Below are 22,263 nucleotides of genomic sequence, written 5' to 3' on the forward strand. Positions count from 1 at the left end.
ACGTTATTGCGTAAAGGTTGGAAGGTTATCTTCAGACAGGCCACTGCCTTTAGCGAAGTCGTTATGACGAGAGACGCGCTTGACGTTCCAGTAGGTTAAGTCTTGGTCAAAGCGCTTGGCGCCGGAGAACATGCGATCCATGTTGGTAACATGGGAAGTATCCCAGCGGCTGATGTCTTGATTGAAGTATTGGTCTTTAGCGAACAGGTCGCTCATGTCCGTCACATGGCTGGTGCAGAGTAGGATGTTGCCATCCAGAAAGTTTTGCCAGTAGTCTGAATTGCGGATTAGCGTGTCATTTACGACCACAAACAATTCGTCTTCTTGAACCATCACGGTTCCTGGTTTGTTTGATTCGCAAGTCACCGTTTCTGGTTCACTGGCAAAGGTTTGGCTACAACTTAGTAGCGCGCAGGCGGAAATAATCGAACGTAACTTCATGATTAAGATATCCGTGTCTTATAAAATGAATCTCGATCATATAAAAAGCACTTTTGTCAGTTTCACTAATAGAGGCTTTAAATTGACTAAATCAGTAAAAATGCATTCCCTAGCCCAATAAATACCTCACAGTAATAACATAATTCATTATAAAGAGAGCGCTTTGTGAGATATTCCGATAATTGTGCTGAATATCATCAGTGCATTTTCCAACCTTTACTTAATTAACGACTATTCACCGTATCAGTACACGTATTAGGTATTTCGTTTTCTAGAGCAAAAAAAAGAGCCGCAAACTGCGGCTCTTAATCTATCTATTTCTATTTAAGCAAAAACTTATTCTTTACCGAATACGTTGTTTTCTTGCTCTTGTACGCGGATGAACGTAGTACGCTTGGTTAACTCTTTAAGCTTAGCTGCACCTACGTAAGTACATGTTGAGCGAACACCGCCAAGGATGTCTTGGATAGTACCGTGAACGCTGCCACGGAATGGTAGAAGTACGGTTTTACCTTCAGCTGCTCGGTAGCCTGCAACACCACCAGAGTGTTTGTCCATCGCGCTCTTCGACGACATTCCATAGAATTTCATGAACTGCTTGCCGTCTTGCTCGATCACCTCGCCGCCTGACTCTTCGTGACCTGCTAGCATACCGCCTAGCATGACGAAGTCAGCGCCGCCGCCGAATGCTTTTGCAACGTCACCCGCACATGAACAACCACCGTCACCGATGATCATGCCACCAAGGCCGTGTGCAGCGTCACCACATTCGATGATTGCAGAAAGTTGAGGGTAACCAACACCTGTTTTAACACGAGTAGTACATACTGAACCTGGGCCGATACCCACTTTAACGATGTCTGCGCCCGCTAGGATTAGCTCTTCACACATGTCGCCAGTCACTACGTTACCTGCAGAGATAACTTTGTCTGGGAATGCAGCACGTACACGTTGTACGTACTCGACTAGGTGCTCCGAGTAACCGTTCGCGATATCGATACAGATGAAGATAAACTCATCAGAGATCGCCATGATGTCTTTGGTTTTTTGGAAGTCAGCTTCAGACGTACCCGTAGAAACCATAACGTTGTTTAGTGTTGCTTTATCTGCTGTTTTCGCAAACTCAGCCCAGTCTTCTACTGTGTAGTGTTTGTGAACAGCAGTCATTACACCATGCTCTGCTAGCGCTTTCGCCATTGCGAAGCTACCAACCGAATCCATGTTCGCCGCAATTACAGGTACACCAGACCATTGACGGCCACTGTGCTTGAATGTAAAATCGCGGGTTAAATTTACTTGAGAACGGCTCTTAAGGGTTGAACGTTTCGGGCGAAACAGTACATCTTTGAAACCTAACTTAAGTTCTTGTTCGATACGCATTGTGTAATTCCTTGATTCATAAGTATATGTGTCATCTCAGAGTGCGTAGTGAAGTCGTTGGCAGACGAGTTCACTGTTCTTCGGACACAAAAAAACCGGAGCGTTGGCAGACGCTCCGGTTTTCAGCATTATAGGTCGTGATTTATTTCCTACAAGTCTGATATTTGAATTTTTTTTGTGATACCATTTTGGAAATCGCATATCAAAAACACCCCACCACACTCCAAAATCATAACTTTGTTAACAATATCAAACAGTTAAAACCACCCTTCATTTAATCCTTTGCGCAAACCTTTGCGTTAAACAACGGGAATTTTACCGTTCAACCTCTCATAAACGGTCAAAATTACACCAAACGATACTTATTAGTCGGTTCGTACAAGAATAATTTTCTGATTTTTTTCACGTTTCACATCACTTTTCTGCCACTTTTTTGAGTGTATCACGCACGCACTAGCTCTCTGTGACGTTTATAGCGCATCGAAGTGATTCAATAACATCACTTGCTAATAACCCAATTTCGCCTTTTTGTTGAACATTAATGTCCGCAGCGTAACTATGGAGTATCACTCCCAAACGTGCAGCAACAGCAATAGGTAACCCTTTGGCAAGCAGTGCGGCAATTACACCGGATAACACATCCCCCATACCGCCACTGGCCATTCCCGGATTTCCGGCAAGACAAATGTACATTCTCACACCATCATAGATAAGCGTACCCGCCCCTTTAAGAACAACAACACCACCATAACGTTCATGAAGTTGTCTTGCGGCGGCAAAACGGTCTTGCTCTATGCCCTTTGTAGAGACATTAAGTAAACGTGCTGCCTCTCCGGGGTGTGGCGTCATAACGCGTTGCTCATCTCGTAAAACCACTACGTCGTTACGCTGATTCAGCATCGCGAGAATATTGAGTCCGTCTGCATCAACGACTTTCAGTTTGTGCTGCTGAGATAAGTATTGATAGGCTTGATGCGCCCATTCATCCTCACCGAAACCAGGACCGAAAGCCAAGACATCCGCCCAACGTGTCCGTTTAATCAGTTCGTTATCTGCCTCTTTTAACTCATCAAAAGTAATAGCCTGACTCATGACTTCTGGCACACCAACTTGCAGTGGCAACAATGAGCTTGGATGTGTGACAGAGGCGGTTAACCCAGCCCCTATTCTTACCGCGGCGGAGGCACATAAACGAATAGCACCGGACATCCCTTGATTGCCGCCTATACATAAGAGCTTGCCATTATTCCCTTTGTGGGCTGTGGCTTTTCTTTTTGGTAATAGCCTTTTGATGATTTGATGGTCAATGCCCAACGCACTTTCTTCTTCAATCGACTCAAACTCAACGTTTACACCCAAGCCAGAAAAATGCAGCTCACCGACGTAGTCTCTTGCCTGCCCGGAGCATAAACCTTGCTTCACACCAATAAAGGTCACCGTATGATCCGCTTGTATGGCATCTCCGAGCACAGCACCGGTGTCCGCACTTAAACCAGAAGGAATATCGATGGAGATGACTGGACAGTGGATTTGGTTTATCTGATCGATATAACGACGATATTCGTGTCTCACTTCTCCATTTAACCCCGTTCCTAACATGGCGTCTATAATCACATCGGCTTCCAATAACGCGGTGTGCCAATCATCCCAACTGCTGATTTCACCATCAACCGTCTGCCAGTCTTCAAACGCTCTTAAGGCATCGCCTTTTAAGGCTGTAACATTATCGAATTGAAATACTCGTACTTTGAGCTGTGCTTGTTTTGCCAATGTAGCAAAGACATAGCCATCGCCCCCGTTGTTGCCTTTACCACAAACAACCAAGACTGTTCTTGCTCTGGGGTACAAATGAAGAAATCGTTCATATACTGCCATACCTGCGCGTTGCATCAGGCTATACATAGAGACGCCCACCATTTGAGCTGCGATGACCTCTCCTTTTCTGACTTGTTCTGCAGTGTAGAGTTTAAGAGCGAGATTAAAGTCCATTTTGATCTTCTACGTATTGGGGGAACACGATTTAAGTATACAAAAAAGCCGAAGCGAACCTCGGCTTTTACCATGCTTATTTTTTCAAGCTTACTTTTGGTCTTTCACCATCAAGGCTTCTGCGGTCGCATCTTGAATCGACAGGAACAACGAATTGATTTTCCCTGTTGGGGTACGCATTGGATTTAGCGTCACGTTTTGGTACATAAACTCGGCCTGTTGAGTGACAGGACGAACGTTGCGACATCGGAACAAATACGGACGCTGACGCCAAGTAATAAAACTGCGACAACCCAAATCGTAGACAGGTTTCGTCTTAAGCTTAAACCACTCTTGTGGGATTTCAGGGAAAATATCGAAGATAGAGCGGCCAATCGCCTCATGTGATTGTAAACCACTGTGATGAGTCATAAACCCGTTCCACACTTGCACGTTATATTCTTTATCTATAACGACCAAGCCCATATCGACATTCTGCACCATGTCGACCATCCAATGGAATTGTTCAAATTCTGCAGGTAGATTCAGCATTAGAAGTCCTCCATCAAGTACGACAGTTTGTTATCCAGCAACGGTAATGACTCATCCACGAACATAAACAGAAGATCACAACGAATTGAAGTGCCTTCGATGTTGTAGCTCACTTCAAAGGTCATGGTACGACTGAACGCGCCCGTGGTTGATTCGATAATAGAGTCAATCGAGATATGCTGGCCGAGCAAAACTGGAGGACTTTGGAAAAATCGGACTTCAGATTGCTCGCCTAAACCATTCAAGAAAGAACCAACCAGAATGTTGGAGATATCCATCAACAGCTCGAGCTCTTCTAACTCTTCACTGTCTGCTGGCACCTTCATCAGTTTCTTAAGATCAGAAACACTGGAGTCACTCAAGAGTACGAGAGCTTCACCCGCGATCCCTTCACCACAAAAACCTTGGCACACACCAGAGACGTTGTCTTGTGATGCCAAATCACGTAAAGCCATGTGAAGCTCGCTGACTTCGAAGATGTTTACGTTCGGTAATGGAAGTTGAACAAACACATCGAAATGACGTGCTAGGGCATCCGCTGCCCGGCCAATAGAAACGTTCGCCACTTCCATATAAATATCGCGGCGACGTAAAATCGGCAGCTCAAGCGTGATAGGAGTGATCACCTGAGGGCGTTGATCAGGTTCGACAAGCTCTTTTAACGTCGCTTTAAGCTCGTCCTTACCAATCGGCTTTTGAATAAATGCTTTCGCACCGAGAGCAAACACGCGCTCTTTTGCTTTTGGCTGAATATCGCCAGACACAACCACGACGGGCGTTTGAATGCCCAAGCGTTTCATGTTTTCTAATGTTTCAAAACCGTCCATCTCTGGCATGGTGAGGTCGAGAAACATCAGTTTAAATTCTTTTTGCGCTAACTCTTCAAGCGCATTTTTACCATGGATGGCAAATGTCACGTCTGCATTCAATGTTGCTGGCAGTGATCTTGCCATCTGTTTGCGTGCTAACGCAGAATCATCACAGATGAGTACAGGAAAAGACATGCTACCACCTTTAAATATTCAACAATCTGCGCGGGATTCTACCAGATTGTTACTGCTACACAGACTAAGAGTCTTCGTTTTTTGTTTACTGGGTAAGCATACGCAATATGAATAGTTGAGTGAACCAATGAACTAAGAAAAAGTTCGATTCCCTGTACATTTAGTGACATCAGTCAGGAATGATTAAAAGTTCTACAAGGCTTGATACGCAAGGGGTTGCGTTTATAAAGTTGCTGCCATTTAAGATAAACAGAAATAAAAAAGGCACCCTCTTTGGAGTGCCTCAGTCTTTTGCTCACTGATCGCTTTCTATGGCACACCGTGACCTTTTGATGCAACCCAAACTCGGTACCATTGCTCACGAGTTAGCTCAATGCTTAGCGCGTTAACTGCACTATGCACACGCTCGATTTTACCAGAACCAATAATTGGCATCGGCTTAGAAGGCAAGCGACGTACCCAAGCGTAAATCACTTCGTCGATGCTGTTTGCACCCACTTCTTCTCGGATAGCTTCTAGCTCGTTACGAACACGAACCGCTTGCTCCGTATCCCCAGTGAAAATTGAACCGCCACCTAAACATGACCATGCCATTGGACGAACACGATGCGTTTGGAGTAGATCTAGCGTACCATCGTGTGCCACTTCAAAGTTCAGAGGGTTGATTTCCACTTGGTTAGTCACAAGAGGTTTGCTTAAACGAGATTGAAGAAGCTCGAATTGACGAGGCGTGAAGTTAGAAACACCAAAGTGCTTAACTTTACCCACTTTATGTAGCTCAGAGAACGCTTCTGCTACCTCGTCAGCATCCATTAACACGTCTGGACGATGGATAAGAAGAACATCAATCTCATCGACTTTTAGTCGCTCAAGCGAGTTGTTCACGGATTGATAGATGTGTGCAGCGCTGGTGTCGTAGTGGTTGATCTTACGTTCTGGCGTTTTATCACCACACAAATTGATGTCGCACTTCGTCACGATCTGAATTTGCTCACGAACGCTTTTGTCCAGTGCGAGTGCTTCACCAAACAGCGCTTCACATTCGTAGTTACCGTAGATATCAGCGTGATCGACGGTGGTAATGCCTAACTCAATATGTTGCTTTAGGAACGACAAACGCTCTTGCGCTGTCATGCCCCAATCTACCGCACGCCAATAACCTTGTACCAGTTCAGAAAACTCTGGACCGTTTGGTGCAGTCACTACTTTTGCAACCATGGGTTTATCTCCTTTTCTTAATCTGCTTTCATCCTAGTCTTGTTTTACCGCTCGCTCAACGGGTAAACTTTCGCAATTCGAACTGGAGTACGAAATATGTCTTTTGCCCAACGACTCGCGACATTAATTGGCGAAGAAAGCATCAGTGGTTTTGCGCGACGCGTGGACGTTTCTGAAGCTTTGATTCGCAAATACCTCAAAGGCAGCGAACCCAGCTTAGCCAAAGCGAATCAAATCGCCATGCGAGCCAACTGTTCATTGGAATGGTTAGCCACTGGTTGCGGCTATTTTTACCGTCAAGCGGAAGTCGTGGACATGGGGGCCTATAAACTGGCCTTCCAGCACGTGATGAATGGAACGATATCAGAAGAGGAAGAAGCCAAGCACCGCAAGCTGGTAGCGGGTTATCAGTACCTACGCGCACACAAAAAGTCAGATGGATTTTTGGATGAATCCGCGATGGCGACGTTTCTTGCCCTACATAATGAATCTAAAGGCGAGTGATGGTTAACTCTAGCATCTCACCATCACTCGTTAAATTAGCCTTAACTTTTGGCAACGATGCTTCAAATTCTTGAGCCCGTAGCCAATCGAGTGTTCTAGGTGCGTCTTGAGGATATTGATTCATAAGCAATACGACGTCCCTATCTACCGATTCAGGCGATTGCTGTTGCAGTGCTTCACGTACATCATAATGCTCGTCCCCTATACCAAGCGCACTTACCACAAAACCGTCTTTTCTCAAATTCAGAATAAGATCACTCAACGTTTGCGCGTCATATGCCGCTAAAAACGATAAAGTCATGCTCTGATTTCTTAAGGTTAGCTCACCATAAAGCGCTATATTGTAATAATAAAACTCATCTAAACACATGACCGTCATTTGATTGAAGGCATCACATTCATACCATTCACCACCTTGCTTTATCACTTCTCTTACCTCTGTCAACGGCTTATCGGACAACAATGCCTGCCACCAAAAGCCGTTCGCAAATGAAACATGAGTGTGGAAAAAAACAATGAGTGAAAAGCAAGTGACAGCAGATAAGGAAAGACGCGACATGATTGAGTTTTCTGTTCTTCAGTGAGGTTGAGACTCGAAGATCATTACGGTTTGAAAGAAAAATGACAAGGTCAGAGGTCGAAGTTTGGCAACAAAAAAGCGGACCTTCTAGCCCGCATCAATCTTGTATAAAGCCTGAATAGCGTAATCCCTCACGCTGAGAACCATTACAAAATACAAGATATCACACCTTTCACATTAATCAACACCCCATACTGTATTTTAGACAATACAGAAATTTAGTCGCAGGCATTAAAAAGGCGCACTTTTGCGTGCGCCTCTGCCTCGTGACTCAATCGTGAGTATGCGAATCGGGAAGTCTATTGATGCATCCCGAACAAATAACGAGGAATTTCTGTAGGGTTTGAATCCATCCAAATTGTGTGTAAAACCTCACATCCCTCCTTCTGAAGCAGTCATGTTGCTTTACACTTAAAGCATGGTTCATTTTGCTCAGAAAACAAGGCGACCCAATAAAAAAATGTCGTCATATATGGGATCAATAGCACAATATTTATCAATATTTGGACAAAGGAGACTTGAACCGCTCAATAGTGGAAAGCTAAATTGCATCTTTATTGATTAGGTCTAGACTCTCGTCAGCGTATAATTTCTTTCGTCCCTTCCAACTTTATTTTCAGGAGAATCTGTTAATGACCAAACGCGAGAGAATTGTTAAATCTGTGTTAGCGCACGTACCGAAAGATGCGATTAACCAGTTTGTCTCTCGAGGGTCAACGCCAACATCATTCTCCGTTCTCGTTATGGCTGCAGTCGTTGGCACGTTAGCCGGCCTTGTTGGTACTTATTTTGAAATCGCCGTTCACTTTGTATCAGAGACTCGTACCGAGTGGCTTAAAAGTGAAATTGGCAGCGTGTTACCGCTTTGGCTTGCCGCTATTTTGATCAGTGCAACGCTCGCCTTCATTGGTTACTACCTTGTACACCGCTTTGCCCCAGAAGCCTCCGGCTCAGGCATCCCTGAGATCGAAGGCGCGATGGACAATATTCGCCCCGTGCGTTGGTGGCGAGTCATTCCCGTAAAATTCTTTGGCGGCATGGGTGCTTTAGGCTCAGGTATGGTATTAGGCCGCGAAGGTCCTACCGTGCAGATGGGCGGTGCGGTTGGCCGTATGGTCACTGACATTTTCAGAATTAAGGATGACGATACTCGACACTCGCTTTTAGCATCCGGAGCGGCAGGCGGCTTGGCCGCAGCGTTCAACGCACCGTTGGCTGGTATTATGTTTGTGGTTGAGGAAATGCGTCCTCAATTTCGCTACTCATTAATTTCTATTCGCGCAGTGATCATCTCTGCGATCATGGCGAACATTGTCTTCCGGGCGATTAATGGCCAAGAAGCGGTGATTACCATGCCGCAGTATCAATCACCAGAGCTGCAATCATTATGGTTGTTCTTATTACTGGGTTCGCTCTTTGGCGTGTTCGGAGTGGTCTTCAATAAACTGATCACCATTGCACAAGACAGCTTTGTTGCACTTCACAAGAATGACCGTAAACGCTACTTAATCACGGGGACCATCCTCGGCGGCGTATTTGGCTTATTACTGCTTTACGTACCTCAATTAACCGGCGGCGGTATTGGGTTAATCCCTGATATCACGAATGGCAACTACTCTATCTCTATTTTAGTGATGTTGTTTGTTGGCCGTGTCATCACCACCCTACTTTGTTTTGGTTCTGGCGCGCCTGGTGGTATCTTCGCACCGATGTTGGCGTTGGGTACTTTATTCGGCTATGCGTTTGGGGCAAGTGCAGATATGTTGTTGCCGTCTCTCACTATCGAGCCGGGGGTGTTTGCTATTGCTGGTATGGGTGCGTTGTTTGCAGCAACTGTACGTGCGCCAATCACTGGTATCTTGCTCGTTATCGAGATGACTAATAACTACTATTTGATCCTACCTCTCATTATTACAAGTTTAGGTGCCGTAATTGTGGCTCAATTACTTGGCGGACAACCAATTTACAGCCAGTTACTACATCGTACGCTTAAAAATGACAAGTTACGCCAACAGGACCTACCTGAAAATCAGGGCTAACGTTACATCCCCCAATTGACGGCAAGGTGCTTGGGTATAAAGGCTCCAAATAATCTTTCATATAGAAGATTCATTTGGAGTCAGTAATTTTGCGTTTTTGCAACTCTCGAACTCATTTCGCTACCAAACTCACAAAACTCCCATTCGTTGATATTTACCCAGCACATTTAAGGGTATCGATGCGTGAAACTTGATACTATCTTCGAACAGAAATAGAGCAATTCATCCAAATATCGGATAGTCCTAGGGCAACATCCATTCACTGGATTCATACAATATCAATTCGGAGTAGATTTGAACTGGAAAAGACTTGTGCAGTTTTACAGTGTTCCGCCCTCACAAGCGGCATTAGCACTGGGCATGATCGGACTTGGCCAAGCTTGGGCGCTCTATGTACCAGATATAGGTGAACCTATACGCCCTTTCCTCGCTGCACTAGGCGCGCTTCTTCTCACTCCGGTTCTATTGAAATACGCAACCAGCCCACGTTTGTTTATGGCAGACATCAAGCATCCTCTTAGCGGCAGTTTGATGGCGCCAATGAGCATGGCATTATTGATGCTGTGCGACTATCTCGCTGCCGTCGAACCGATTATTGCTTACCCACTGTGGTTCATGGCCGTTGCGTTGCATTTTACCATGATGGTAATGTTCTTCGGTTTTCAGATAATGAACTTCAAAATGTCGAATATCGTCCCGAGTTGGTTCTTATATCCGGTGGGGTTGATCAGTTCTTCACTTGCTGGGTCTCAGTTTGGTCACAATGTCTTTTCTGAAACCTTGGCAATGATGTGCATTGGCATTTACTTCTTTATGCTGCCATTAGTGTTGTATCGCCTCGTTTTCTTTGGCTCTCTCCCCCGTAGAGCACGTCCAACCCTTGCGATCATGGCAGCTCCGGTGAACTTGTCTTTAGCGGCGTATTTGGTCAACTTTGGCGAGCCAGACCCGATTCTCACAGGCGCATTGGCAGGCATCGCGATCACCATGACCTTGCTGATTTATCTGTGTTACTTCCGTTTATTGCGTCTTAAATTCCAGCCATCTATTGCGGCCGTGACCTTCCCTTCCGTTATTAGTGCTATTGCGATGCATCGCCTCACCACTTTTTTTGCAGAGTCTCACCCCCATTGGCATTGGCTGCACGATTTTGGATTCCTAGAGTTAAGCATTGCCACGGTACTTGTCGTTTGGGTTTCTGCTGGTTATGTAAAAATGTACTGGCCAGAACTGGTAAGAACACCCTCAAAACAGACATAAAAAAACGACCTCATTGCGAGGTCGTTTTCTTTTGTTCTTTGCAAGCTCATGCTCGATAAACATTACTCAATTCACATTGGCCGATGCATTGAGTTAGCCGATAAACTTGGCCATAAAGTTGCTGATATTGGTCATGCTTGATGCCGCCATAACCACGACAATTGCAACGCCCGTCAGCGTTAAATAGGCTGGGTGTTTGTAGTCACCTACGATGTCTTTTCTACGTGTCGCCACCAGCACCATACCCAATACGATTGGCAGAATAATACTGTTAACAAGGCCAGCCAGCATTAGCAGCAGAATCGGCATGTTCATCGTCACAGTGCCAAGCGATGTGATAATAATAAAACCAACACACCATGCTTTCTCGTTGCGAGCCACAACTGGGAACAGCGTTTTGATAAGGGAAATCGCCATGTAGGAGTTACCCACAACCGAGGTAATCGAAGCAACAAACAGCACCAAACCAAAGATAAAATAACCTACCTCACCTGCACCTTGACGGAACGCGTCTGCGGCTGGGTTTGCAGAATCCAAAGTCGCGCCTGTTGCAATCACACCGAACACTGCCATAAACAACAGGATGCGAATCACCACAGCAATGGAAATACCTGCCCAAGCTGCTGTTTTAATAGCGGGGACGTTCTCTTTACCTTGTAAGCCGATATCAACCAATCGCTGTGCGCCTGTGTAATAGCCACCTACTGCGCCACCAACGATAGTCAGCGTCGGTAATAGCAGGCTGCCAATATCAGTAGGCATTACTGCTGCGCTCAAGGTCTCCCCCCTTGGAGGCAAACTGGTCATCGCAACATACGCAATTAAAATGATCATAAACAAGCCGAGATAGCGTGCCATTTGATCCATGCGTTTAGACGCGTTGTGCACCACAAACAGCAAACAACCTACTACACCTGTAAAGAGAGCGCCCCAAGTCGTATCTACACCCGTTAGTACATTAATACCGAGCGCAGAACCACTTACGTTACCGAAGTTAAATGCAACCGCACCAAGTGCCAGCAGAATACCCACCACGTAGCCCATCCCCGGTGCGACTTTGTTGGCAATATCTTGAATGCGCATACCAGACACACCTACGATACGCCACAGGTTCATCACAATACCAAAAGTGATAAACATGGATGCAAACACAGGGAATGCCATGTCGATTTTGTAGATATTGGTGAAGACCGCTGTTTGGGTTAAAAAGCCAGGTCCAACAGACGTGGTCGCCATTAAAAACGCGACACTAAGAATTGCTTTCTTTTGCCAACTGTTCTCCGATGCTTGAATAGAAGCTGGAGCAGTCGAGTTGATGGTGGTTTGTGTGGTCATGCCAAATCTCAATTTTGTTGCCTTTCTATTATTAGAAAACAGAAAGACAACTGACCGAGATCAGCTGAGCTTGAAGAATCAAATTGGGCAGAACGAAAAGAGAAGTGAAGCCTTCGCAACCGTTTGCTGGGCGCGGATATTAAGTCTATCGCATGTGACTGTCAACACAGAAATCGATAAATGATTTTTGTCGTTTTCATTCTCAAATCATTATTCATTTCAGACAGATACAAAAAAGGATGGCGTTTGCCATCCTCTTAGAATAGTGCTTAGTTACTTAGCGTAAACCGTGCAGAAACTCGGCACGCGTTGCTGGGTTGCTTTTGAAGATGCCACCCAATGCTGTTGTCGTCGTTTCGCTGGTTGCATCCATCACACCGCGAGATTTCACACAGTAGTGTGTTGCGTCAATCGTCACTGCCACATCATCAGACTCAAGCAACGTTTGAAGTGCAACAAGAATCTGCTGTGTCATACGCTCTTGTACTTGTGGACGCTGCGCAAAGAAGCGAACGATACGGTTGATCTTTGATAGGCCAATGATCTTGCCACGTGGAATGTAAGCCACTGCAGCCTTGCCATCAATGGTCACAAGGTGGTGTTCACAAGTACTGGTCACTGTGATGTCCTTCACGCGAACCATCTCGCTCACGTTCATCTTGTTCTCAATCACCGTGATTTTAGGAAAGTTGGAGTAATCCAGACCGGAGAAGATTTCGTCAACGTACATCTTAGCAATGCGGTGTGGGGTTTCTTCTAGGCTATCGTCGGTAAGGTCAAGTTGAAGCAGACCTAAGATCTCACGCATGTGGTGTTCGATCTTCTCTTTCTTCTCTTCACGACTTACGTTGTTTGGACGCATTGGCGTTTCCAAACCGCGTTGCTCTAGCGCTTCTTTTACTAACTTCGCTGACTCGCTAAGACCTGACATTCCACTTCCTCTTTTGTTACTTCCGCTTTCATACAAACCCAATCAAAATTGCATTCATATTTTTCGCTTTGAGCTGCTCAGTTCGTGTCTTTACACTAAGGCACATCAAATGAAGTTACTGAGCTGATTTTATTGACCTCCACAAGGATTTTACCCCTTTTGGATGGCTGACAAGGATACTCGGATTTTTGAATAATTACACCCATATTTTATAGGTGGACATTCTTACTCAGTCCCCTTTTTATGGTAAAGTTGCCACAAAACAAAAGAACACAGGATTTTCTCAATGGGCTGCTGCGACGCACCTGGCTTGATGCCAATTGAAGACGCGATGGACAAAATGCTATCGCGAATCAAACCTATCCAAACAACGCTTTCTCTTCCACTTGCTGAAGCACTCGGTTTTGTACTGGCAGAAGACATCTTGTCACCTATTCACGTACCGCCATTCGATAACTCAGCAATGGATGGCTACGCTATTCGCATTCAAGATCTTGAGTCGTCTTCCGTATTGCCTCTGGCAGGTAAATCATTTGCAGGACAACCTTTTGAAGGTGAATGGCCTCAAGGTACCTGTGTTCGCATCATGACTGGCGCAAAAATCCCACAGGGTTGTGATGCCGTTATCATGCAAGAAAACACAGAAATAACGGATGCAGGCATTCAGTTCAACCAAACTGACGTGAAGCCACAAAACAACATCCGCCCAACAGGTGACGACATCAAGCAAGGCGACATCGTATTGGCAAAAGGTGCGCGTTTAACACCTCGCGATATTCCGATGATTGCGTCTCTTGGTGTTAGCCATATAACAGTAGTACGTAAGCCAAAAGTTGCTTTCTTCTCTACTGGTGATGAACTTAAACCACTGGGCGAACCGCTAGACGAAGGTCAAATCTACGACAGCAACCGCTACGGTATTAAACCGCTTATCGAGAACTTCGGTTGTGAAGCCGTTGATCTTGGTATCATTCCAGACTGCCCAGAGACTCTAAAAGCGACCTTTGAACAAGCGCAAACATTGGCAGATGTGGTCGTGACCTCAGGCGGTGTAAGTGTGGGCGAAGCGGATTACACCAAAGACATTCTTGAAGAACTTGGGGAAATTGGTTTCTGGAAGCTAGCAATCAAGCCGGGTAAACCTTTCGCATTTGGTAAGCTAAGTACAGCTTGGTTCTGTGGTCTGCCGGGCAACCCGGTTTCTGCCGTACTCACCATGTATGTGCTTGTTCAACCAATGCTGGCAAAACTTGCAGGCCATACAGAATGGAAAGCACCCGAGTCTATTCCGGCAACAACCAAAACCGCCTTTAAGAAAGCGCCTGGTCGCACCGATTACCAACGCGGTATCTACACGCTGGAAGATGGCAAGTTTGTGGTTGAAACAACGGGCAACCAAAGCTCTGGCGCATTCCGCTCAATGAGCCTAGCCAACTGTTTTGTTGTGTTGGAACGTGAACGCGGCCGAGTTGAAGTGGGCGAAACGGTTCAGATTCAACTATTCAACTCAACCCTTTACTAGGAAGTCGTTGTGGATATTCTTTCCGATCAGGAAATGCTACGTTACAACCGCCAAATCATTCTTCGTCAGTTTGACTTTGATGGACAAGAAGCACTCAAACAAGCATCGGTACTGATGCTTGGTGCTGGGGGTTTAGGTTGCGCATCAAGCCAATATTTGGCGACTGCTGGTGTCGGTAAAATCACGCTGATTGATGATGACATCGTCGAGCTGTCTAACCTTCAGCGCCAAGTTCTGCACCACGATTCGGATATTGGTCGTAAGAAGGTAGACTCAGCGGCCGATGCACTACGTGAGCTTAACCCGCACATTATCGTAGATACCATTGCAAAACGTCTTGATGATAAAGCGTTAAAGAGCCGGATTAAGCAGCACACTATTGTTGTCGATGCATCAGATAACGTCGAGACGCGTAATCAACTTAATCGCCTATGTTTTGCTACCAAAACACCGCTAATTTCAGGCGCGGCCATTCGTATGGAAGGCCAAGTGAGTGTGTTTACTTACGATGATCCAGCACAACCATGTTACCAGTGCTTAAGTGCCCTCTTCGGCAGCGGTGCGTTAAGTTGTGTCGAAGCCGGAGTCATGGCTCCTGTTGTTGGTATTGTTGGCGCAGTACAAGCGATGGAGGCGCTCAAAGTGATTGCTGATTACGGCCAACCAAAGAAAGGCAAAATTCTGATTTTGGACGCGCTCAGCATGTCTTGGCGAGAAATGAATCTGATGAAAATGCCGAGCTGCCCTGTATGTAGCTAAACCATTCAATACAACATTGATTAGCCCGCTCATTGCGGGTTAATTTTTATCGCCCTAAAACGAAAAAGCCGCCCGAGGAAGGGCGGAAAAGTCAGCGTAGGCACTGAACAAAAGGAGCGTTAAGGATTAAATTTGACTACGTTAAGCTCACCTCATTCATTGGGCTGCTTTCATATTCATTTCGTAGGTCTATCCCAGTCCGATATTCAACAATGTCTTCTATTGTCAAAACTGGCATCTCATGACGTTTTGCAAAAGCAATGGTTTCAGGAAGCTTTGCCATAGTGCCGTCTGAGTTGGTCAGTTCGCATAGCACACCGGATGGAACAAGGTTAGCAAGATACATTAAGTCAATCGTCCCTTCAGTATGGCCTCGACGAGTCAATACACCATTGGTTTTGGCAACCAAAGGAAACACGTGCCCTGGCCTTGCAAGATCATCTGGTTGAGCGTCAAAGTAGATCGCTGTTTTTACCGTTGTCACACGGTCTTTTGCTGATACACCGGTTGTCACACCTTGTTTCGCCTCAATAGACACCGTAAAAGCTGTTTGGTTTTTACTTCGGTTATCTTCGACCATAGGAGGCAATTCCAGCCAGTTCGCTCGTTCTTGAGTTAAGCATAGACACACAATACCACTGCACTCTCTTATCATTAACGCCATTTGTTGATCAGTAAGGTGCTGCGCTGAAAAAATCAGGTCACCTTCGTTTTCTCGGTTCTCATCATCCATTAACAAAACACCGTTTCCATTTTTCAATGCCTCAATCGCCCTTTCGACTCTTTGCAGCGGATTACCAAACTCTTCTAAAAGTGATGTAGAACTCATGATTTCTTCTCCTTGAAACTTGTTATAAGTAAGCGAATGCGTCAGCGTAAAGTTGGTCGAGTTCCGCGCCTCTTTCCTTACAAAACCAATTTCGAGCGACTTCCACCATCTTCCCAGGACCACATAAGTAGATATCGAACTCAGATAGATTGCGAAAATCATTCATCACGCAATCGAGCACTTGTCCATGCTTTGCATATTGAGGTGAATTTGAAACTTCAGTAATAGGGACATAGCTGACATTTTTGTTTTCTAGCGCAATATCAACGAGCTCATCATGCACGTAGAGATTGTCCATGTCCTTTGCTCCCCAATAGACATAGATCGGTTGGGTAAACCCGCGCTGCAGACTGTTTCTTAAAATGCTCAGCGTGTATGACATGCCCGTCCCACCAGCCACAAGTAACAGTGGTTTTACACTTTGGCTTCGCAGCCAAGCTTCGCCTCTTGCTTCACTCACTTCTAACTTTTTACCGCTGAACCAAGCATTAGTCAGCTCTTCCATCACGAGAATATTTTTATTGCGCAGTTCTGAGCCTCCAATATGAAGTTCCAGAAACCCACCTTCAGACGGGCAAGAGGCGATAGAAAACGGTAGGCTGCCGAAGCTTAAGCTGACGTTAATGTATTGGCCTGCTTTAAAATCAAAAGGTTGGTCTGGTTTTAAAACCACACGGAAGATACAGCTAGTCAGTGGTTCTATCTTTTCTATCGTACATAACATGACATTTATTCCTTCCCGTCCTTCACTGTAATGGCTTGAGACAGGCTAAGTGCGCATCCCTTTAGCCCTCTCGTATTAACTCGTCTGACGATCTCAACCGTTGTGCCAGGCCTGTCACCCTGCTCTTCTCTCACAATTCCGATATCATCAGTGACCAAAAAACAAGGGTAGCTCACCGCTGATGCATCCATATAACTCATTAGGCCCGGCTCTCCATTAGGCACGGGTTTGAGCGTAATAGGGTTCAACGCTCTAGCGAACACCCAAGGAGGCACTCTCTTTTTATGTTCGTTGTCTTCAAAAAAGCAGGTATTTAGCTCCACTTGGTTGAAGGTATCTCGGATCTGCTGCGCGCTATCTAAGCCAAAAGTGTCTAGCAGAAGCTGATTAAAGGCCTCTCGGTCGAGTGATTGGTCTTGGTGCTTCTTCCAGCCCCCACCGGTAATAATATAGAGCTCACTGCCACCATTGAAATCCTGCCCTTGTTCACGCATGAAGTGGCAAAGCAAGTAGATAAAATAAGGAGGACCAATAAGACAGATTGTCTTACCCTTTTCTTTAATCCGCGCCATATTTGCTAACGTGGCTTCGAAATCGATTTCATCTTCGCTCATCGTAAAAGCCGTCGGATAGAGCAGCTCCACCAAGCTCATCACGTATTTAAACCAAATATTATTGGCGTTAAAACGGTCAGGGCCTAAGTTGACCAGTTCCATTTGATGATCGAACCAGTCACCGACATAGTTCATACCGAAATTGACCGAACCAAGCAGGCGCTCTATGCTCAGTCGGTCTCTAGCAACCACACTTTTTATTCCACTGGTACCACTGCTTGTGAATCGATTTTCAACGTCAGTGTCATCAATCGTAAGCAACGTTCTTAGTTTAAAAATTGAAGTTGGGAAAACGGGAATATCATTAAGGTCAGAGATATCGCTTGTCACGCCTAATGATTGACAAAAATGGCGATATTCCTCGTTATTCTGGTAATGATGTCGGTACGCCTCTGTGACGAGGCGAGAAGTCAATTGCTTTTGTTGCTGCAAAGACCACTGCTGCGGTGTACCCATAAAAATCAAGTCATCGATTTCTGTGCTTGCCGCGATATTTTCCTGCTTGACCGCTAAAAGTACGTCCATATAAATGCCTATATAAATAAGCGCGATTGCGCATAGAGATGGAGAAAGGGGCGTCAATGTAGCCCCTTTATGCGTTGGTATGATCTTAAGCGTGGTATTTCACTATATTGGCATTCACAACATCGATGACCGCTCTTTGCTGCGTCTTATCTGCGATTGACTCAAATGACATCAATACATCAGAAGCACCACAGCATTCGATTGCGATACGTGCTGCTTGTGTACTTTCTTCATAAGTACCAATTGCATTTTCAGACAACAATTCGGACATTTTTGTGGAGAAGTCACTATTTGGGTAAGATTCGCGAACATACTCTGCTAAGTACTCATGCGTTTCTGCTCTTGCTTTGTCACCATCAGGATTCTGGTTGACTAAAAGAGTCAGCTTATGACGTACGCTCGCAATATCTACACCGTGTTCGTTTGCAATATCGTTGTAAAGCATCGCGTATTCTTGGCGTAGTGCATTGGAGTCATCCCACTTAAACACAAGGGCGAGACCTCGCTTCGCTGCCCATTCAACCACTTCTTTACTTGTGGCATTCACAAACTGAGCGGGACCGCCTTCGGTATAAGCATGCGGATTTACAGAAATTTTTGGAAAACTGAAAAAATCGTTGTCTGGGTGGCAATAACCCGTTGAAAAAGCATCATTGATGATTTCATAACATGCTTCAAACACCTTAAATTGCGCATCGGTCGGACGATTGAAGAAACGCATATCAGTACTTTTTTCGCAATCACTAAATCCAAAAACAAAGCGCCCTTCACTCATTTGATCAAGCAAGCAAGCCTCTTCGGCAACGCGAACAGGATGATGAGTGGTGATGACATGATTCAAAGAAGCGACTTTGAGATGTTGAGTCATACCAAGTAAAAAACCCGCAACCGTCAACGGTGCCCCAACGGCTCCATAGTTCGAAAAATGATTTTCATACACAGCAACAGTATCAAAGCTAAGTTGGTCGGCGTAATGAGCGGTATCTAACATCTCTTCAATGACTTGGTCTGAAGAGCGTTTTGAGTTCAAAAAATTGAGGAAGAATAATCCAAATTTCATGTCCCTTTCCTTATCGAAAATAATTATTACTGTTTCTCTTTGAGGTATGGCATCACATCAGATTGAAAGAGCTTCATAGATGCGATGATTTCTTCTTCTGAACCGTTAGCTTCAAAGCCGCAGCAAATGTTGTTGATGCCCGTAGCATCAATATCCTGCTGGATAATTGCGATGCATTCTTCAGGTGTGCCTACTGGATTGATTTCGTAGCTGTAATCAATACGACGATTCGTGTCTTTATGACCTTTCAAAACAAAATCGCGCCATTGGCCTTTGTTAAAGTCGTACCCTTTGGTCTGATTGGAGTCGTCAAAAATGGTGGTGGCATTCACATAAGAGTCATACCAATGGCCAAGGAAGTTTCGGCAAATGTCTTTGGCTTTCTCTGAGTCATGATCAACCGAAGTAATGTAAGACAGGCAGTGGTCAATTTGGGTAACATCGTAGCCATGCTCCGCCGCGATTTCATTGTAAAGATCGAGCTGGGCTTTCTTTTCATGCGTGTTGATGATCCAACTTAAAATCATCGGTAGACCGCGTTGTGCTGCCCATTCCGTTGTCGATGCTGACTCTGCTACCACATAAACTGGAGCTCCGCCTTTAGTATGTGCTGCTGGATTCAGTTGGACTCTGGGAAACTTGATATGCTCGTTGTCTGCCGCCATGTAGCCTTCGTTAAAACCTTCCTTCATCAAGTCATACCAACAATCCATCAACGCACGGCTGTTATCCATGTCAGTACCAAATACACGAAAGTCTTTATCGTACAACCCGCGACAAATACCAAAGCGGAATCGCCCTTTCGACATTTGATCAAGCAAGTTCACGTCTTCAGCTTGTCGAACAGGATGTGCCGTTGGTAATACAATCGCAGCGGTACCAACATTAAGGTTTTGAGTCGCACCAAGTAAGTGCGCGGCAGCCACATATGGGTTACCTAATAACCCGAACTCGGTAAAATGATGCTCTAGTAGCCAAACGGTATCGAAACCACAACCTTCAGAGGCTTTGCCAAGATTAACCAATCGCTTCATCACTTCTGTCTGATCTAACTCAGGTGGTTGGTAAGTGAGAAGGAAATTTCCAAATTTCATAACGTTTCCTTATTTATTGGTGTTACGGGTAAGCGTTAAGCCATTTCTGGCGAGCGACTTTCGATTTCTGCTTTTAGACGGCGCTCATTGACCGTCGCGATGGTGAGCTGCTCGAAGTCAGGCTCGACAAAATCAACATCGATTTCTAAACGACCGCCATCCATCGCGATCGCGGCTTTCGTCACGGATTGATAAAAGTTGCGGAGGACGACTAAGTTCTCACCTAAGTCGTGGGAGCTCCCAAGCAGGGAGTACAGTTTGCAATTGCCACTACTGATCTTTCCGAGCATACCGTACACTTCCTCTTGCTCTACCCAATCATCGTTGTTGGCAGTAAAAGCAATTAACGGAACGGACGTATTGGCCACCTTGGCAAGCGTAGATTCCAATGTATCCCAGTGATGTTCAAAACAATCTCGAACAAACACTTCAGAGCCAAGTTTGTGCCCTTCGAAATCAAGATCGTTTGGCAGCTCATCGATAGGTAAGCTGAGATAATCAAACCCAAGTGCTTTTTCCAGCGTGTCACGCAGATTAACGACACCAACAGCAGTAATGAGGAAAGACAGTTCAAGATCAGCAATGACCTCATACGCCACACGAGCTGACAAACTTGCCGCAATGAGGCCGATGTTCGACATGCCCTTTTGTTGCAGCCAGTGATAGACCGTGCATAAACTGTTTTTTCCGGTGGTCATCGTAAACTCATCGATGGTACCTGAACTCAAACCGACATGGTGAAGTGAGTCATAACGGAAAACATGGAACCCATTTTCAGACAAGTATTCAGCGAGACCTGCGAAATGATCCATTCTTCTGGCAAACCCAGAAGCAATAAGAATGGTATTATTTTTTTGGGGCACACTTTCATTCGGTAGTGTTTCCCAGACATGAATTTCCTGACCACAATTCACGCTCAGCACGTGAGAAAGGCTTTGTTGCGTAATTCAGACGAGAAACCAAACCTCCTAAAGTTGAGCGACTTTTATACAACATACTGAGTTTCAGGCATACCAAGCCCTGTAAGTTTGTTCAGTGCTTTGATCATGGCGTAAGTCTCGCCAACCTGAGCGTTGTAGTTTCTCAGGCTTAAACTTCCACCTAACAACTGTTTCACCCGATACATTGCTGTCTCTGATAGCGAGCGCTTATGATAGCCATACCGCTTTTTCCATTTCTTGTTCGAGCCGTAGAGCTTCTGACAACCTACTGCTAAATTGCGAGGGTGTTCTCGCTCCCAGAAGGCAGCACCTTCTCGTGGCGGGATTAGCGGAACCGCTCGCTTGCTCCGTATAGCATCATGGCAATTCCTTGTGTCATAAGCGCCATCACCTGATATCTCAATGATTTTACGGCGTGTCTGCTTGAGTAAGTTGGGGAACACTTCGGCATCGGTTACGTTAGATAAACTCAACTCTGCTGCGACTATTTCGTGGGTGCTTGTATCTACTGCGATATGTAGCTTACGCCAGACTCTGCGCTTCCCATCAGTACCATGCTTCTTGACCTTCCATTCACCTTCGCCATAAACCTTGAGGCCAATGGCATCAATGGCCAGATGTTGTATTGCACCTCTGGTTTTGGTTTTAAATGAAACCTCAACTTCCTTGGCTCGGCGGCTTATACAGGTGTAGTGCGGACAAACAAGCGGGATGTTAGCCAGCCTAAATACTGAGTCTAGAAAACCTTGCAGCGCTCTCAATGGCATAGAAAAAACACGTTTCACCATCAGTGCGGTAGTAATGGCTAAGTCACTGAATCGGCGAGGTCTACCACGCTTGCCTTGTTTGTTTTGCTTCCATTCGGCTATCGCTTCCTCATCAACCCAAAAGGTCAGAGAACCACGGTTGATTAAGGCTTTATTGTACTGCTTCCAGTTAGTTGTTTTGTAACGGGGCTTTGGCATGAGGCTACGACGTTTGAT

21 protein-coding genes are annotated in these 22,263 nt (G+C 45.4%); 5 read left to right on the plus strand and 16 right to left on the minus strand.

What is annotated here, in order from left to right; genetic code table 11:
- Positions 1–3 precede the first annotated feature (3 nt).
- The 6 genes from ITG12_RS21440 to ITG12_RS21465 all read right to left on the minus strand — a co-directional run bounded on the left by ITG12_RS21440 (position 4) and on the right by ITG12_RS21465 (position 6,563).
- Positions 4–441 (minus strand): BspA family leucine-rich repeat surface protein, encoded by a 438-nt coding sequence (locus tag ITG12_RS21440; protein ID WP_038880842.1) that lies wholly within the window; start codon positions 439–441, stop codon positions 4–6.
- A 336-nt stretch (positions 442–777) separates the two neighbouring features.
- Positions 778–1,821, minus strand: coding sequence for a GMP reductase (locus ITG12_RS21445; protein ID WP_038868098.1), 1,044 nt, complete (start codon positions 1,819–1,821; stop codon positions 778–780).
- 453 nt (positions 1,822–2,274) lie between these two features.
- Entirely contained in the window at positions 2,275–3,810 is a 1,536-nt protein-coding gene (locus ITG12_RS21450; RefSeq protein ID WP_104026468.1) for an NAD(P)H-hydrate dehydratase, read from the minus strand.
- Between the two features lie 90 nt (positions 3,811–3,900).
- On the minus strand, positions 3,901–4,341 hold the full coding sequence (locus tag ITG12_RS21455; RefSeq protein ID WP_038875327.1) for a PAS domain-containing protein: 441 nt from the start codon (positions 4,339–4,341) through the stop codon (positions 3,901–3,903).
- On the minus strand, positions 4,341–5,345 hold the full coding sequence (locus tag ITG12_RS21460) for a response regulator (protein WP_038875330.1): 1,005 nt from the start codon (positions 5,343–5,345) through the stop codon (positions 4,341–4,343). The genes ITG12_RS21455 and ITG12_RS21460 overlap by 1 nt, the downstream gene beginning before the upstream one ends.
- A 309-nt stretch (positions 5,346–5,654) precedes the next feature.
- Entirely contained in the window at positions 5,655–6,563 is a 909-nt protein-coding gene (locus ITG12_RS21465) for an aldo/keto reductase family oxidoreductase (protein WP_045412166.1), read from the minus strand.
- Between the two features lie 96 nt (positions 6,564–6,659).
- Between ITG12_RS21465 and ITG12_RS21470 the strand changes: the two genes are divergently transcribed.
- A complete protein-coding gene (locus ITG12_RS21470) occupies positions 6,660–7,067 on the plus strand; it encodes a helix-turn-helix transcriptional regulator (protein WP_038875337.1) in 408 nt (135 codons plus the stop codon).
- On the opposite strand, the gene ITG12_RS21475 is transcribed toward ITG12_RS21470, so the two are convergent.
- Complete coding sequence (locus tag ITG12_RS21475) at positions 7,054–7,494, minus strand: hypothetical protein (RefSeq protein WP_146067534.1); 441 nt, start codon at positions 7,492–7,494, stop codon at positions 7,054–7,056. The genes ITG12_RS21470 and ITG12_RS21475 overlap by 14 nt on opposite strands.
- A 785-nt stretch (positions 7,495–8,279) precedes the next feature.
- On the opposite strand from ITG12_RS21475, the gene clcA reads away from it, so the two are divergent.
- Together clcA and ITG12_RS21485 are read left to right on the plus strand one after the other, a co-directional pair.
- The gene (gene clcA / locus ITG12_RS21480; RefSeq protein WP_038875343.1) at positions 8,280–9,686 is read left to right on the plus strand and encodes a H(+)/Cl(-) exchange transporter ClcA; all 1,407 of its coding nucleotides are present in this window, start codon (positions 8,280–8,282) and stop codon (positions 9,684–9,686) included.
- A gap of 312 nt (positions 9,687–9,998) precedes the next feature.
- Positions 9,999–10,946: a TDT family transporter gene (locus ITG12_RS21485; protein ID WP_038875345.1), complete on the plus strand. Its 948-nt coding sequence runs from the start codon at positions 9,999–10,001 to the stop codon at positions 10,944–10,946.
- A 93-nt stretch (positions 10,947–11,039) separates the two neighbouring features.
- Here ITG12_RS21485 and ITG12_RS21490 read toward each other — a convergent pair whose 3' ends face one another.
- Together ITG12_RS21490 and folE are read right to left on the minus strand one after the other, a co-directional pair.
- Positions 11,040–12,281: an NRAMP family divalent metal transporter gene (locus ITG12_RS21490; protein ID WP_248875051.1), complete on the minus strand. Its 1,242-nt coding sequence runs from the start codon at positions 12,279–12,281 to the stop codon at positions 11,040–11,042.
- A 277-nt stretch (positions 12,282–12,558) separates the two neighbouring features.
- Positions 12,559–13,212 carry a GTP cyclohydrolase I FolE gene (gene folE / locus ITG12_RS21495; protein ID WP_005373478.1) on the minus strand — a complete coding sequence of 218 codons (654 nt, stop codon included), beginning with the start codon at positions 13,210–13,212 and terminating at the stop codon, positions 12,559–12,561.
- A 286-nt stretch (positions 13,213–13,498) separates the two neighbouring features.
- Between folE and moeA the strand changes: the two genes are divergently transcribed.
- Together moeA and moeB are read left to right on the plus strand one after the other, a co-directional pair.
- Complete coding sequence (gene moeA / locus ITG12_RS21500) at positions 13,499–14,734, plus strand: molybdopterin molybdotransferase MoeA (protein WP_038875352.1); 1,236 nt, start codon at positions 13,499–13,501, stop codon at positions 14,732–14,734.
- Between the two features lie 9 nt (positions 14,735–14,743).
- A complete protein-coding gene (gene moeB, locus ITG12_RS21505; protein ID WP_038875355.1) occupies positions 14,744–15,493 on the plus strand; it encodes a molybdopterin-synthase adenylyltransferase MoeB in 750 nt (249 codons plus the stop codon).
- Positions 15,494–15,629: 136 nt separating this feature from the next.
- Here moeB and ribB read toward each other — a convergent pair whose 3' ends face one another.
- The 7 genes from ribB to ITG12_RS21540 form a co-directional block, all read right to left on the minus strand.
- On the minus strand, positions 15,630–16,322 hold the full coding sequence (gene ribB / locus ITG12_RS21510) for a 3,4-dihydroxy-2-butanone-4-phosphate synthase (RefSeq protein ID WP_038875358.1): 693 nt from the start codon (positions 16,320–16,322) through the stop codon (positions 15,630–15,632).
- 22 nt (positions 16,323–16,344) lie between these two features.
- Positions 16,345–17,046 carry an NAD(P)H-flavin reductase gene (gene fre / locus ITG12_RS21515; protein ID WP_038873089.1) on the minus strand — a complete coding sequence of 234 codons (702 nt, stop codon included), beginning with the start codon at positions 17,044–17,046 and terminating at the stop codon, positions 16,345–16,347.
- A 5-nt stretch (positions 17,047–17,051) separates the two neighbouring features.
- Positions 17,052–18,185 carry a long-chain-fatty-acid--CoA ligase gene (locus ITG12_RS21520; protein ID WP_038875360.1) on the minus strand — a complete coding sequence of 378 codons (1,134 nt, stop codon included), beginning with the start codon at positions 18,183–18,185 and terminating at the stop codon, positions 17,052–17,054.
- Between the two features lie 85 nt (positions 18,186–18,270).
- On the minus strand, positions 18,271–19,245 hold the full coding sequence (locus tag ITG12_RS21525; RefSeq protein WP_038875363.1) for an alkanal monooxygenase: 975 nt from the start codon (positions 19,243–19,245) through the stop codon (positions 18,271–18,273).
- Positions 19,246–19,271: 26 nt separating this feature from the next.
- Complete coding sequence (locus ITG12_RS21530; protein WP_038873080.1) at positions 19,272–20,339, minus strand: alkanal monooxygenase; 1,068 nt, start codon at positions 20,337–20,339, stop codon at positions 19,272–19,274.
- 35 nt (positions 20,340–20,374) lie between these two features.
- Positions 20,375–21,286: an acyl transferase gene (locus ITG12_RS21535; protein WP_248875070.1), complete on the minus strand. Its 912-nt coding sequence runs from the start codon at positions 21,284–21,286 to the stop codon at positions 20,375–20,377.
- Positions 21,287–21,324: 38 nt separating this feature from the next.
- Positions 21,325–22,245 carry an IS5 family transposase gene (locus ITG12_RS21540; protein WP_248875053.1) on the minus strand — a complete coding sequence of 307 codons (921 nt, stop codon included), beginning with the start codon at positions 22,243–22,245 and terminating at the stop codon, positions 21,325–21,327.
- Between the last annotated feature and the right edge of the window lie 18 nt (positions 22,246–22,263).

This window comes from Vibrio sp. ED002, from assembly GCF_023277445.1.
GTDB classification, from domain to species: Bacteria; Pseudomonadota; Gammaproteobacteria; order Enterobacterales; family Vibrionaceae; genus Vibrio; species Vibrio jasicida.